The 13,412-nt window shown below is 73.2% G+C and carries 14 protein-coding genes; 7 read left to right on the plus strand and 7 right to left on the minus strand.

Annotated elements, in window-relative coordinates:
- The 5 genes from QK440_RS39165 to QK440_RS39185 form a co-directional block, all read right to left on the minus strand.
- A partial coding sequence (locus QK440_RS39165; protein ID WP_282798036.1) for an HD-GYP domain-containing protein occupies positions 1-1,522 on the minus strand: 1,522 nt, incomplete at its 3' end.
- A 274-nt stretch (positions 1,523-1,796) separates the two neighbouring features.
- Complete coding sequence (gene rsrA / locus QK440_RS39170; protein ID WP_190138946.1) at positions 1,797-2,096, minus strand: mycothiol system anti-sigma-R factor; 300 nt, start codon at positions 2,094-2,096, stop codon at positions 1,797-1,799.
- Positions 2,093-2,767, minus strand: coding sequence for a sigma-70 family RNA polymerase sigma factor (locus tag QK440_RS39175; protein WP_190138947.1), 675 nt, complete (start codon positions 2,765-2,767; stop codon positions 2,093-2,095). The genes rsrA and QK440_RS39175 overlap by 4 nt, the downstream gene beginning before the upstream one ends.
- 326 nt (positions 2,768-3,093) lie before the next feature.
- The gene (locus tag QK440_RS39180) at positions 3,094-3,762 is read right to left on the minus strand and encodes an alpha/beta family hydrolase (protein ID WP_282798037.1); all 669 of its coding nucleotides are present in this window, start codon (positions 3,760-3,762) and stop codon (positions 3,094-3,096) included.
- Positions 3,763-3,843: 81 nt separating this feature from the next.
- The gene (locus QK440_RS39185; RefSeq protein WP_282798038.1) at positions 3,844-4,659 is read right to left on the minus strand and encodes an SOS response-associated peptidase; all 816 of its coding nucleotides are present in this window, start codon (positions 4,657-4,659) and stop codon (positions 3,844-3,846) included.
- 49 nt (positions 4,660-4,708) lie between these two features.
- Here QK440_RS39185 and QK440_RS39190 point away from each other — a divergent pair, with 49 nt between their 5' ends.
- The 4 genes from QK440_RS39190 (at position 4,709) to QK440_RS39205 (ending at position 8,382) form a co-directional block, all read left to right on the plus strand.
- A complete protein-coding gene (locus QK440_RS39190; protein WP_282798039.1) occupies positions 4,709-5,431 on the plus strand; it encodes a M50 family metallopeptidase in 723 nt (240 codons plus the stop codon).
- Positions 5,432-5,553: 122 nt separating this feature from the next.
- Positions 5,554-6,870: a 3-phosphoshikimate 1-carboxyvinyltransferase gene (gene aroA, locus QK440_RS39195; RefSeq protein WP_282798040.1), complete on the plus strand. Its 1,317-nt coding sequence runs from the start codon at positions 5,554-5,556 to the stop codon at positions 6,868-6,870.
- Between the two features lie 16 nt (positions 6,871-6,886).
- Positions 6,887-7,897: a ribosome small subunit-dependent GTPase A gene (rsgA, locus tag QK440_RS39200; protein ID WP_282798041.1), complete on the plus strand. Its 1,011-nt coding sequence runs from the start codon at positions 6,887-6,889 to the stop codon at positions 7,895-7,897.
- 161 nt (positions 7,898-8,058) lie between these two features.
- A complete protein-coding gene (locus tag QK440_RS39205; protein WP_190138952.1) occupies positions 8,059-8,382 on the plus strand; it encodes a multidrug efflux SMR transporter in 324 nt (107 codons plus the stop codon).
- Positions 8,383-8,470: 88 nt separating this feature from the next.
- On the opposite strand, the gene QK440_RS39210 is transcribed toward QK440_RS39205, so the two are convergent.
- Positions 8,471-9,097 carry a TetR/AcrR family transcriptional regulator gene (locus QK440_RS39210; RefSeq protein ID WP_282798042.1) on the minus strand — a complete coding sequence of 209 codons (627 nt, stop codon included), beginning with the start codon at positions 9,095-9,097 and terminating at the stop codon, positions 8,471-8,473.
- A 147-nt stretch (positions 9,098-9,244) separates the two neighbouring features.
- Between QK440_RS39210 and hisN the strand changes: the two genes are divergently transcribed.
- Together hisN and QK440_RS39220 are read left to right on the plus strand one after the other, a co-directional pair.
- On the plus strand, positions 9,245-10,042 hold the full coding sequence (gene hisN / locus QK440_RS39215) for a histidinol-phosphatase (protein WP_282798043.1): 798 nt from the start codon (positions 9,245-9,247) through the stop codon (positions 10,040-10,042).
- Positions 10,043-10,793: 751 nt separating this feature from the next.
- Positions 10,794-11,189 (plus strand): CBS domain-containing protein, encoded by a 396-nt coding sequence (locus tag QK440_RS39220; protein ID WP_282798044.1) that lies wholly within the window; start codon positions 10,794-10,796, stop codon positions 11,187-11,189.
- A gap of 65 nt (positions 11,190-11,254) precedes the next feature.
- Here QK440_RS39220 and QK440_RS39225 read toward each other — a convergent pair whose 3' ends face one another.
- Positions 11,255-12,706 carry a catalase gene (locus tag QK440_RS39225; RefSeq protein WP_282798045.1) on the minus strand — a complete coding sequence of 484 codons (1,452 nt, stop codon included), beginning with the start codon at positions 12,704-12,706 and terminating at the stop codon, positions 11,255-11,257.
- A 143-nt stretch (positions 12,707-12,849) separates the two neighbouring features.
- Between QK440_RS39225 and QK440_RS39230 the strand changes: the two genes are divergently transcribed.
- A complete protein-coding gene (locus QK440_RS39230) occupies positions 12,850-13,260 on the plus strand; it encodes a Fur family transcriptional regulator (protein WP_282798046.1) in 411 nt (136 codons plus the stop codon).
- Positions 13,261-13,412 lie beyond the last annotated feature (152 nt).

The following is a 13,412-nucleotide window of genomic DNA, read 5'->3' on the forward strand; positions in this document are numbered from 1 at the left end:
CCCCGGACGGGCCCGGGCCGCGGCCGCCCGCACCGCGGCCGTCGGCGCCCCGGCCGTCCGGACCATGGCCGTCCGCGTCACGGCCGTCCGTGTCCCGGCTGTCCGCATCCCGACTGTCCGCGCCCCGGCCGTCCGGGCCACGGCTGTCCGGGCCACCGCGGGGATTCGCCGGGCCGGGCACTGCCGGGCCGGGGGCCGCGCGGTCGGCTGGGGTCGGGCCGGGGGCCGTGCCGTCGGGTGGGGTCGCGCCGGGTGCCGCCGTGACGTTTCCGCCGGCCGTCACCTCCGGGTCCCAGCCGCACCGGTCGAGCGCCCGGGCGAGCGCGCCGACCATCGCGGGGTCGAACTGGGTCCCGGCGCACCGCCGCAGTTCGGCGACGGCGGCCGCGACGGGGCGGGCGCGGCGGTAGGAGCGGGTCGACGTCATGGCGTCGAAGGCGTCGGCGACCGCCACCACCCGGGCGCACTGGGGGATCTGGCGCCCCTTCAGCCCGTACGGGTAGCCGCTGCCGTCGATCCGCTCGTGGTGGTGCAGGATCGCCGCCCGGGCCTGACCGAGGAAACCGATGCCCCGCACCATCTCGTGGCCGTACTCGGGGTGCAGCTCCAGCACGCGCCGCTCCTGCGGGGTCAGCGGGCCTTCCTTGCGCAGCAGCCGGGTGGGGACGCCGAGCTTGCCCACGTCGTGCAGGATGCCGGCGAAGCGGAGGAGTTCCACGCGGTCGTCGTCCATGCCGAGCTCGCGGGCGATCATCACGGAGGCGCGGCCGACGCGTTCGCTGTGCCCCCGGGTGTAGCGGTCCTTGATGTCGACGGCCTGCACGAGCGCGCGGATGGTGGCCCGGTGGGCGGCCCGCTCGCGGTGGTACTGGCCGAACACCCAGCAGGAGACGCCCATCGGCAGCAGCACGAGCAGCGCGGCGGGCGGGCCGTACGGGCTGCTCCACAGGACCGCCATCATCAGGCCCGCGAGCCCGTGCACGGCGGCGGGCGCGAGCGTGCCGGGCAGCAGCCCGCGCCAGGCGCGCCGGGGCGGCACCCGCTCGGCCGTGACCAAGATGCCGCCGTCGAGGACTGTGAGCACGGCGGCGAAGCAGAGCACGGCGGCCGCGGCGGGCGCCAGCACGTACGGGAAGCCGGGTGCCGCCGTCGCCGCGGGCCCGCCGAGCGCGGCGTGCGCCTGCCCGGCCGCCCAGGCGGCGAGGGCGAGGTGGGCGGCCCGCCAGGTCCGGCGCAGCCACCGCGGGTGCCGCTCGACGTGGCCGAGCAGCGCGCCGGGCACGGCGACGAGCGCGGCCGCCGCGGGCGGCAGCAGGAACACCCCGGCGAGCAGCACGGGCTGGTAAGCCGGTACGGCCCGGCCGCCACGGCTGACGGCCCGCTCCCCGGCGGCGTACAGGAGGGCGAGTAACGCGACGGCGTTCCATGCCGTGCCGGGGGCGAAGGCGGGCGCCACGCAGACGGCGGCCCCGAGGGCGGCGCACAGGACGTAGCCGCGGGCCCCCGCCGGCACCGAGCGCATATGGCCTCTCCTCCCGGTCCGCCCCGGCCGGGCCCGCTCCGGCCCGGTCCGGCCCTGACACGGCCCTGATTCAGGTCGGGAGACTAGAACGGGCCCGGAGGGCGCCACCGCTCACGGCCGTGAATTCGCACCTTCGAGTGAGAAACCCCGGCGAAAAGGGAGAGAAACGTTCAGCCGACGGCTCGCGCGCGGTCGGCACGCCGCCCCGGAGAAGGGGGCGGCGGGGATGTCCGGAGGGAGGAACGGCGGCCGGGGCGCGGGCCCCGGCCGTGGGTCAGGACCCGGGGGCGAGGTCCACGTCCTGGTCGGGGCCAAGCTGTCCGGAGCGGATCAGCTCGATCCGGCCCATGACCTTGGCCCGCAGGTCGGCGGGCACGTCGTCCTGGCCGCAGCAGCGCTTGACCAGCTTCTTCACCGCTTGTTCGAGGCCGTACTTCTCCAGGCACGGAGAGCACTCCTCGAAGTGCGTCTCGAACTTGGTGCAGTCGCTGTCCGGCATCTCGTGGTCGAGGAACTCGTAGAGATGGTCCAGGACTTCACTGCAGTCAGTCTCGTGCGGCTCTCCGCAGCTCATGAGCCCGAGCCTTTCGCTTCGTTCGAGTCTCCGGCACCGGCCGGGACCAGGCCGCGGTCACGCGCGTAGTCCTCCAGCATGCCGCGGAGCTGGCGGCGGCCGCGGTGAAGGCGGGACATCACCGTACCGATGGGTGTACCCATGATGTCGGCGATCTCCTTGTACGCAAAGCCCTCGACATCCGCGAGATAGACGGCGATGCGGAATTCCTCCGGGATCGCCTGCAGCGCGTTCTTCACGTCGGAGTCCGGCAGGTGGTCGAGCGCCTGGGACTCGGCCGAGCGCAGACCGGTCGACATGTGCGACTCGGCACGCGCGAGCTGCCAGTCCTCGATCTCCTCGGCGGCGCTGCGCTGGGGCTCGCGCTGCTTCTTGCGGTACGAGTTGATGAACGTGTTGGTGAGGATGCGGTACAGCCACGCCTTGAGGTTGGTGCCCTCGCGGAACTGGTGGAACGACGCGTACGCCTTCGCGTAGGTCTCCTGGACCAGGTCCTCCGCGTCCGCGGGATTGCGCGTCATGCGGAGCGCCGCGGAGTACATCTGGTCGAGGAACATCAGCGCGTCCCGCTCGAAGCGGGCCGTGCGCTCCGCGGCCGTCTCCTCCGGCTGCTCCGGCTCCTCGGAGTGACCGTGCTCAGTGCCTGCGTCGGTCCCAGTGACCGGACCCACCTCCTCCAACGACGTGGTGGGGCCGAGAGCGGTCCCACTGGTTTCGGAGGATAGACGACGACCCGCTTTGCGCGCCGCTCGAATCGGGGCCCCCTTGGGCGCGCTCAGCACGCTCCACTCCAGGTCAGCAGCGCCGGAACCGGAACCGGAAGCCTCCGGGAGCAGCCCGTCCTTGGAAGGGTGGTGGGAGACGGGATCGGAAGCCGCCGGGCGCAGCCCGTCCTTGGAAGGGCGGTGGTGGGAGACGGGCGGGCAGATGGTCGATCCCATGCGGCGGGCTCCCTCGGCTACGAACGCGGTGTGCTGTATGTGCACGACAACAGCCGTCACGCGGCCCCCATTCCCACCCGGTCCGTCCAGGCGGCGACGGCGTCCGTGATCCGCCTCACTGCGTCCTCCTGGCCGATGTCCGCGCGCTTGGGCACGGCGAAGGAGTGGTCGCCGAAGGGGATCTCGACGAGTTCGTACGCGTCGCTCTCCGGGAACTCGGCCGGCTTGCCGAAGGGGTCGTTGCCGCCCTGGACGACGAGGGTGGGCACCCCGGCCCCGAGCAGTTCGTGCGCGCGGGACTTCTCGGGCTTGCCCGGCGGGTGCAGCGGGAAGCTGAGCGCCAGCACGGCCGCGGCGCCGAGTCCGGCGGCGGTGCGGCAGGCGACGCGGGCCCCGGCGCTGCGGCCGCCCGCGATCACGGGCAGGCCGGGCTCCACGAGGGCGGGCCAGAGGCCGCGCCAGCCGGTGTCGAGGGTCTTGGGCGCGGGCGCCACCTTCTTCCCGGCGACGCGCCAGGGCTGCTCGACCAGCGCCACGGTCACGCCGTGCGCGGGCAGCCCGGCGGCGATCGCCCGGAGGTCCCGGGCTTCGATGCCGCCGCCGGCGCCGTGGCCGAGGGCGAGCACGAGGCGCGCCTCGGGCGCCGGGTGCCAGGTGATCCGGGCCACGCCGGCGTCGGTGTCGACCGTCACGGCGGTCTCGCTGTGCGTCTCACTGTGCGTCACGCCAGAGAGTGTGCCCTAGAAGGGAGCGCCCGGTTCCGGTCAGCGGGTGTCGCGGAGGGAGCGCGGGGCGCCCGCCCCCCGTCAGAACAGCGTGCCCTCCTCCGGCCCGTCCAGTTCCTTCAGGAGTTCCGGCCCGTTGTTGCGGACGTTGCTGACGGCCGTCGAGACGGGGTAGGCCCGCAGCAGCCCGGCGGGCGGCGGCTCCAGCAGGGGCCGCAGCTCCTCCACCTCGGTCCGGGCCGGGTCCAGCCAGGCGTCCCAGCGGTCGGGCGTGAGCATCAGCGGCATCCGCGGATGGATGTCCGCGAGGGACCGCGGGCCGCTCTCGGGAGCGTCGGCGAGCGGCGTGGTCTCGGCCTCCGTGGTGATCACCGAGCAGGTCACCCACCAGGCCAGCGGGTGCTCGTCGGGCAGCGTGCGGTCGCGCCAGAACTCGTACAGACCGGCCATGGCGAACACCGACCCGTCGGCGGGCAGCACGAAGTACGGCTGCTTGCGGGGCCGCTTCTTCTTCCCCTCGACCTCCAGCTGCCGCTCGGCGCTGCCGGTCACCCACTCGTAATAGCCGTCGGCGGGCACGATGCAGCGCCGCGCGGCGAAGGCCCGCCGGTAGGACGGCTTCTCGTGCACGGTCTCGGCACGCGCGTTGATCATCCGCGCGCCGCCGTCCGGCGTCTTCGCCCAGGACGGCACGAGCCCCCACTTCAGCCTGCGGAGCTGGCGAACCGGACGCGGGTCATCGGCGTCTTTCAGGGGACGGTCGAGGACGGCGTAGACCTCTTTGGTGGGAGCCACGTTGTAGTCGGGCTCCAGCGACTCCTCCGGCTCCCACTTCTCCACTTCGAAGATCCCCGCGAGGTCCTCGGGCCCACGACTCGATGCATACCGTCCGCACATACGTGCCACACTGCCACGCCGAGGCCGACGACAGGGAGCCAATCCAGCAATGCACACCTCCGCTTCCGCCAGCCTGAGCGACCTGTGGGACCGCGTCGTCGGCACCCAGGCGGCGCCCGACCGCTGGCTGGTGATCGCCACGGCCGTCGCCGCGCTCGCCGCCGTCCTGCCGCACCGCGTGTGGCGCGTGGCCCGCAACGCCGTCACGATCGCCCACGAGGGCGGCCACGGCCTGGTCGCGCTGGTCACCGGCCGCCGCCTGGACGGCATCCGGCTGCACTCCGACACCAGCGGCCTGACCGTCAGCCGCGGCAAGCCCACCGGCCTCGGCATGATCCTCACCGCCGCCGCGGGCTACACCGCTCCCCCGCTGCTCGGCCTCGGCGGCGCGGCGCTGCTCTCCGCGGGGCACATCACGGCGTTCCTGTGGCTGGCCACGGCCCTGCTCGCCGCGATGCTGGTGATGACCCGCAACGCGTACGGGGCGCTCACCATGGTCCTGGCGGGCGGTGCCTTCCTGGTGGTCTCGTGGCTGGCGAGCACCGACGTGCAGGCCGCCTTCGCCTACACAGTGGTGTGGTTCCTGCTCCTGGGAGGCGTACGGCCGGCCTTCGAGCTCCAGACGAAGCGGCGGCACGGCGGCGCCGGGGACTCCGACGCGGACCAGTTGTCCCGGCTGACGCACGTCCCGGCCGGGATGTGGCTGTTCCTCTTCCACGTCGTGTCGCTGTGCTCACTGATAGGCGGCGGCCGCTGGCTGCTCACGGTCTGACCCGGCACCCCCGGGACCCCCGTCACCCGGGCTCGCCTCTCCCTATCACTTCTCTGTTTCGCCTGGATTTCACCACTTTTGATCAAGTTCTGCGGTCGTCGTCAGCCACTAAAGTGAGGGGCATGACCGTGAACCCGACGCACACCGCCCTCTGGCCAGCCCCGCACGCGAGCGGAGCCGTCGCCGCGACGGTCCACGTGCCGGGCTCGAAGTCGGTCACCAACCGTGGCCTCGTCCTCGCCGCGCTCGCCGCCGAGCCCGGCTGGCTGCGCCGCCCGCTGCGGTCCCGCGACACGCTGCTGATGGCGGCCGCGCTGCGCGCCATGGGCGTCGGCATCGAGGAGGGCGTGGGCCCGGACGGCACCGGCGAGTTCTGGCGCGTCATCCCGTCGGGCCTGCACGGCCCGGCCACGGTCGACGTGGGCAACGCGGGCACGGTGATGCGCTTCCTGCCGCCGGTCGCCGCGCTCGCCGACGGCCCCATCCGCTTCGACGGCGACCCCCGCGCGTACGAGCGCCCGCTGCACGGCGTGATCGACGCGCTGCGCGCCCTCGGCGCCCGCGTGGACGACGACAGCCGCGGCGCGCTGCCGCTGACCGTGCACGGCGGCGGTGCCCTGGACGGCGGCCAGGTCGAGATCGACGCCTCGTCCTCGTCCCAGTTCGTGAGCGCCCTGCTGCTCTCCGGCCCGCGCTTCAACCAGGGCGTCGAGGTGCGGCACGTGGGCAGCGCCCTGCCGTCCATGCCGCACATCCGCATGACCGTCGACATGCTGCGCTCCGCCGGCGCCCAGGTCGACACCCCCGAGTCGGGCGGCGAGCCGAACGTCTGGCGGGTCACCCCGGGCGCCCTGCTCGGCCGGGACCTGACGGTCGAGCCGGACCTGTCGAACGCCCAGCCGTTCCTGGCCGCGGCCCTGGTCACCGGCGGCCGCGTGACCATCCCCGACTGGCCCACGCGCACCACCCAGCCCGGCGACGCGCTGCGGCAGCTCTTCACCGAGATGGGCGGCTCCTGCGAACTGACCGAGCACGGCCTGACGTTCACCGGCTCGGGCGCGGTGCACGGCATCGACGCCGACCTCGGCGAGGTCGGCGAGCTGACCCCGGGCATCGCGGCGGTCGCGGCCCTCGCCGACTCGCCGTCCACCCTGCGCGGCGTCGCCCACCTGCGCCTGCACGAGACGGACCGGCTCGCCGCGCTCACCAAGGAGATCAACGAGCTGGGCGGTGACGTCACGGAGACCGCCGACGGCCTGCACATCCGCCCGCGCCCGCTGCACGGCGGCGTCTTCCACACCTACGACGACCACCGCATGGCCACGGCGGGCGCGATCATCGGCCTCGCCGTGCCGGGCGTACAGATCGAGAACGTCGCGACGACGGCGAAGACACTGCCCGACTTCCCCGACCTGTGGACCGGGATGCTCGGGAACTGACGGGCGGACTGGAACCATGCGCCGCTACGGCAAGCACACCGACGAGGACGACGTCCGGGTCCGCCCCAACCGCAAGGGCAACCGTCCCCGTACGAACATCCGCCCCAAGCACGAGGACGCCGCCGACGGCATGGTCCTCACCGTCGACCGGGGCCGTCTGACCTGCCTGGTCGAGGACCGCATCGTGATGGCGATGAAGGCCCGCGAGCTGGGCCGCAAGGCCGCGGTGGTCGGCGACCGCGTCGCCCTGGTGGGCGACCTGTCCGGGCAGAAGGACACCCTCGCCCGCATCGTCCGCATCGCCGGGCGCACGTCGGTGCTGCGCCGCACCGCCGACGACGACGACCCGTACGAGCGCGTGGTCGTCGCCAACGCCGACCAGCTCGCCATCGTCACCGCCCTCGCCGACCCCGAGCCGCGCCCCCGCCTGATCGACCGCTGCCTGGTCGCGGCGTACGACGGCGGCCTCACGCCGCTGCTCGTGCTCACCAAGTCCGACCTGGCCCCGCCGGACAAGCTCCTGGAGCTGTACGGCGACCTCGACATCCCCTACGTGGTCACCAGCCGCGCGGAGCTGGAGAGCGGCGAGGCCGTGGCGCGCGTGCGCGCCGAACTGGACGGCAAGGTCACGGCGTTCGTCGGGCACTCCGGCGTCGGCAAGACGACACTGGTGAACGCGCTGGTGCCCGAGGACCGGCGACGCACCACGGGCCATGTCAACGCGGTCACGGGACGCGGCCGCCACACCACCACCTCCGCGCTCGCGCTGCCCCTGTCCGGCGACGAGGGCTGGGTCATCGACACCCCGGGCCTGCGCTCCTTCGGCCTGCACCACGTCAATCCCTCACGGGTCATCCACGCCTTCCCCGACCTGGAGCCCGGCACGGTCAACTGCCCGCGCGCGTGCAGCCACGACGAGCCGGACTGCGCGCTGGACGCGTGGGTCGCCGAGGGGCACGCGGACCCGGCCCGGCTCTACTCGCTGCGCCGGCTGCTCGCGACACGGGAGCGCCACGAGGGTGACTGACCCCCCTCGGCGCAAGGCTGTTCGCGGCCGGCCCCCCCAGGGGTGACCCGATCTTCGCGTTGTTTACACCCAGGGCGCCGAGGTAAGGGCATAATCACACCAAGATTCTGCCAAGCTCTGGCGAAGCGGTCACGGATCGTAAGCATGCGGGAGGCGCAACCATGGCGTGGCTGCTGGTCATCGTCGCCGGGATCCTCGAGACGGGCTTCGCGGTCTGCCTGAAGTTGTCGCACGGCTTCACCCGGATCTGGCCCACCATCGCCTTCGCCTGCTTCGCGCTCGGCAGCTTCGGCCTGCTCACGCTGGCCCTCAAGAAGCTGGACGTGGGCCCGGCGTACGCGGTGTGGACGGGCATCGGCGCCGCGGGCACCGCCATCTACGGCATGATCTTCCTCGGCGACCTGGTCTCCACCCTCAAGATCGTCTCGATCTCGCTGGTGATCGTCGGCGTCATCGGCCTCCAGCTCTCGGGCTCGGCCCACTGAGGCGGTCGGCCGCCGAGCCGGTGCGCCGCGCCTCCCCGCCGGGGCTGCCAGGGCCGGCGGCCTTCCGCCGGTGCCCGGGCGGCCGCGGCTAACGGCCTCCCGCTGCGGCCGGCCCGCCGAGGCTGCGGACGACGACACGCCGGACGAGCTGCGCCGACTCCTCCTCCCGCGCCGCGGGCGCCACGACGTACGACAGCGCCATGCGCACCGCGCTCTCGCAGGCCCGGGCCAGCTCCTCCGTCTCCGAGGGGCGGCCCCGCTCGGTCAGCGCGGCCATCGCCCGGTCGCGCACCTGGGTGAGCAGTTCGCCGGGGCTCGGCACGCCCGCGTCCGCGCGCCGCTGCGCGGGCACCGGGGAGCTGGACACCGCGGCCTTGCTCGGCGCGGGCAGCCGCTCGCTCCAGAAGCCGGTGAGCACCGCCCGCACCAGGACGTTGTCCCGCGCCGCGCCGATGGTCCACGCGCTCACCGCGGCGAGCCGGTCCACCGGGTCCCGGGCCTGCGCCAGGGCCCGCTCCACGCCCCGGAGATAGGTGTCCGTCTCGCGCCGCAGCAGGGCCCGGGCGAGGCCGTCCTTGCTGCCGAACTCGTTGTAGAGCGTCTGCCGGGACACCCCGGCCACCGCCGCCACGTCGACCATCCGCACACCGGTCCACGGCCTGCGGGCCAGAGCGGTGTACGCCGCGTCGAGCAGAGATTCCCGCGCTGCAGGCATCGTCGCCTCCGGCTGCCCAGGGCCGCTGCGGCCCATGCGGTTCTGCTCGTCAGAGTTGACGCGCCACGGAGCACTGTCAAGGGGTTCGGCGCGCGGCGCCAGATACGCGTTGTGGCTCGCGCGAAACGGGATCGATACTGTTCATCCATGCCCGACTACCACGATGACCTGCGTCTCGCCCACGTCCTCGCGGACGCCGCCGACGCCGCGACCATGGGCCGGTTCAAGGCGCTCGATCTCCAGGTGGAGACCAAGCCGGACATGACGCCGGTGAGCGAGGCCGACAAGGCCGCCGAGGAGCTGATCCGCGGCCAGCTCCAGCGCGCCCGGCCGCGTGACGCGATCCTCGGGGAGGAGTACGGCATCGAGGGCACGGGCCCGCGCCGCTGGGTGATCGACCCGATCGACGGCACGAAGAACTACGTCCGCGGCGTCCCGGTCTGGGCCACGCTCATCTCCCTGATGGAGGCGGGCGAGGGCGGTTACCAGCCGGTGGTCGGCGTCGTCTCCGCGCCCGCGCTCGGCCGCCGCTGGTGGGCGGCGAAGGGCGCCGGCGCGTTCACCGGCCGCAGCCTGACCTCCGCCACCCGGCTCCAGGTGTCCAAGGTGGCCCGGCTCCAGGACGCGTCGTTCGCCTACTCCTCGCTCAGCGGCTGGGAGGAGCAGGGCCGCCTCGACGGCTTCCTCGACCTCACGCGCGCCTGCTGGCGCACCCGCGGCTACGGCGATTTCTGGCCGTACATGATGGTCGCCGAGGGCTCGGTGGACCTGTGCGCGGAGCCGGAGCTGTCCCTGTGGGACATGGCGGCGAACGCGATCGTGGTGACGGAGGCGGGCGGCCGCTTCACCGGCCTCGACGGCACGCCCGGCCCCCACAGCGGCAACGCGGCGGCGTCGAACGGCCTGCTCCACGACGAGATGCTCGCGTACCTGACGGGCCACTGACCGCGGGGCGCACGCCTGCGGCGCGCGGTGCACGGCGTGCGTGCTGTGCGGGGTGCGCTAGGCGCGGTGCACGGCGTGCATGCCGTGAGGCGTGCGCGAGACGCGGTCCGCGGGGCGCGTTGCGTGCCGCGTATCCCCGCCGTGCGCCCTACGTACCGCATGCCGTACGCCGTGCGTGCCGTGAGGGGCGCGCGAGGCCCGGTCCGCGTGCGGTCCACCGGGGGGGGCGTTTCATGCCGCGTACCGCCCGCCGTGCGCACGACGTGCCACATGCCGTACGCCGTGCGCGCCGGGTGGAGTGCGCCGCGTGCGCCTGCACCACGCGCCGTGGGGCGCAGGCCCGGCCCCTCACATGTCCTACGCGCCACGTACCGCCCACCCATGCGCGCTACGTGCCGCGCACCGTACGCCTGGCGTGCCGTGCGCCGACCACGGTGCGCACCGGCCACACGCACCGTGTCCGCCGCACGCGCCGACGCCGTCGCGCCAACGCTCCCGCACCGACCGCCGCACGCACCGCCCGCTGTCCGCGGCGACTGCCCCACGCACCGGGAGGCGTCCCCGCCGCGCGCCCCCGCCGCCCGGAGGGCCGCCGAACTGCGCGCCTCCGCCCCCTTGTTGGCGCCCCGCTTCGCTGCGACTCTGAGAGTCCCCCCACTTGTGAACTTGTGAATCCTTTCTCTTGGCAATGCCGTTCCCCGCTCCCGGCATGCCCGAGGCAAAGGAGACACCAAGGAGGTGGCTCACGCCCATGCTCGTCCGTGACGCAATGAGCACGCTCGTCCTCACCATCGGCCCCACGCACACCCTCCGTCAGGCCGCCCGGCTGATGGCGGCGCGCCGCGTCGGCGCCGCGGTCGTCTTCGACCCCGACGACACCGGCATCGGCATCCTGACCGAGCGCGACATCCTGACCTCCCTGGGACGCGGCCAGGACCCGGACCGGGAGACCGCGGGCGCGCACACGACGACCGACGTCGTCTTCGCCGGGCCGCTCTGGACCCTGGAGGACGCGGCCGAGGCCATGACGCACGGCGGCTTCCGGCACCTCATCGTGCTCGACGGCGGCGAGCCCGTGGGCATCGTGTCGGTGCGGGACATCATCCGCTGCTGGGCGCCGAACCGACGCCCCGCCCCGGTGGCCTGAGCACGGCGAACGGGCCGGGCCCCCGAGGGGGTCCGGCCCGTCGTCGTTCGGCGAGGGCCTGGGTGTCAGCCGCGCAGGGCCTGGACAGCGGCCTCCAGGCGCTTGCCGAAGTCTCCGTCCGCCTGACGGAAGTTGTTGATCGCGCGCTCGGCGATGTCGTCGCGGGAGACGCCCGCGATGCTGCCCGCGAGGTTCTCGATCAGACGGGTCTTCTCGTCGTCCGTCATCAGCCGGTAGAGGTTGCCCGCCTGGACGAAGTCGTTGTCCTCGGCGTGCGTGGGCGCCTCGAAGTTCCCGGTGACGCCGGTGACCGGGGTCGGCGCCCACAGCGGCCGGTCCGTCTGGAAGGGGCCGCCGAAGGAGTTGGGCTCGTAGTTCTTCGCGCCCTTGTGGCGGCCGTCGTACATGGCGCCGTCACGGCCGTGCGTACGGGCCTCGGTGGCGTGCGGGCGGTTCACCGGGAGGTGGTCGGCGTTGATGCCGACGCGGTACCGGTGGGCGTCGCTGTACGCGAAGAGGCGGCCCTGGAGCATCTTGTCGGGCGACGGGCCGATCCCGGGCACGAAGTGCGCGGGCGAGAAGATGGCCTGCTCGACCTCGGCGAAGACGTTCTCCGGGTTGCGGTTGAGCTCCAGCTTGCCGATCGTGATCGGCGGGTAGTCCGCGTGCGGCCACACCTTGGTGAGGTCGAACGGGTTGAAGCGGTAGTTCGCCGCCTCGGCCGCCGGCATGATCTGCACCTGCACGGTCCAGGACGGGAACTCCCCGCGCTCGATCGCCTGGCGCAGGTCGCGCTGGTGCGAGTCGGGGTCCTTGCCGGCGAGGATCTCCGCCTCCTGGGCGGTCAGGTTCTTGATGCCCTGGTCGGTCTTGAAGTGGTACTTGACCCAGAAGGCCTCGCCCGCCTCGTTCGTCCACTGGAAGGTGTGCGAGCCGAAGCCGTCCATGTGGCGGTACGACGCCGGGATGCCGCGGTCACCGAAGAGCCAGGTCACCTGGTGCGTGGACTCCGGGCTCAGGCCCCAGAAGTCCCAGACGTTGTCGGCCTCCTGGGAGCCCGTGTACGGGTCGCGCTTCTGGGTGTGGATGAAGTCCGGGAACTTGATGGCGTCCTTGATGAAGAAGACCGGGGTGTTGTTCCCGACGAGGTCGTAGTTGCCTTCCTCGGTGTAGAACTTCAGCGCGAAGCCGCGCGGGTCGCGCACCGCGTCGGCCGCGCCCAGGTTCCCCGCGACCGTGGAGAAGCGCAGGAAGACCTCGGTCTCCTTGCCGATCTCGGAGAGGAACTTCGCCCGCGTGTACGGGGTGACGTCGGCCGTCACCGTGAACGTGCCGTACGCGCCCGCGCCCCGGGCGTGCACGACGCGCTCCGGGATGCGCTCGCGGTTGAAGTGCGCCAGCTTCTCCAGGAGGTGCTGGTCCTGGACCAGCACGGGACCACCGGCGCCCGCGGTCTCGCTGTTCTGGTTGTCGGCGACCGGCGCTCCGGCCTCGGTGGTGAGGGGTCCCTGCGTCACGTGCGCCTCCTGCGTCTTTTCCTGCAAGTCCTGTCCCGCGGCGTTTGCCGAACTCGATCCTACGCTAGACACTGTCTAAGTCAAGCAAGCATCCAAAGTCACACTCGTTCGGGACCTGGTCCCCTGGCTGTTAGGCTGGATTCATGAGCGACCTGTTGGAACGACTGCGCGGACGCGGCTGGCGGATGACCGCCCAGCGGCGCGTCGTGGCCGAGGTTCTCGATGGGGATCACACGCACCTGACGGCGGACGAGGTGCACGCGCGCGCCGTCGTGAAGCTGCCGGAGATCTCCCGGGCGACCGTCTACAACACCCTGGGCGAGCTGGTGTCGCTGGGCGAGATCATCGAGGTCTCCACGGACCGCAGAGCCAAGCGGTACGACCCGAACGCCCACCGGCCGCACCAGCACCTGGTCTGCTCCCGGTGCGGCGCGATCCGCGACGTCCACCCGACGGGCAACCCGCTGGCGACGCTGCCCGACTCGGAGCGCTTCGGCTTCACGATCTCGGACGTGGAGGTCACGTACCGGGGCGTGTGCCCGTCGTGCGCTTAGGCGATGCTCTGCGCTGAGCCGGGATGGCCCTGCGCCGATGCGACGTGAGGAGGGGGGGGGGGGGCGGGCGCCGGGGGGGGGGGCCGGCGGCGGGCCCCCCGCGGGGGGGGGGGGGGCGGGGGGCGACCCGCCCCCCCCCCGCGGGGGCCGCC

The sequence above is a fragment of the Streptomyces sp. CC224B genome (assembly GCF_030010595.1).
Taxonomy (GTDB): Bacteria; Actinomycetota; Actinomycetes; order Streptomycetales; family Streptomycetaceae; genus Streptomyces; species Streptomyces longispororuber.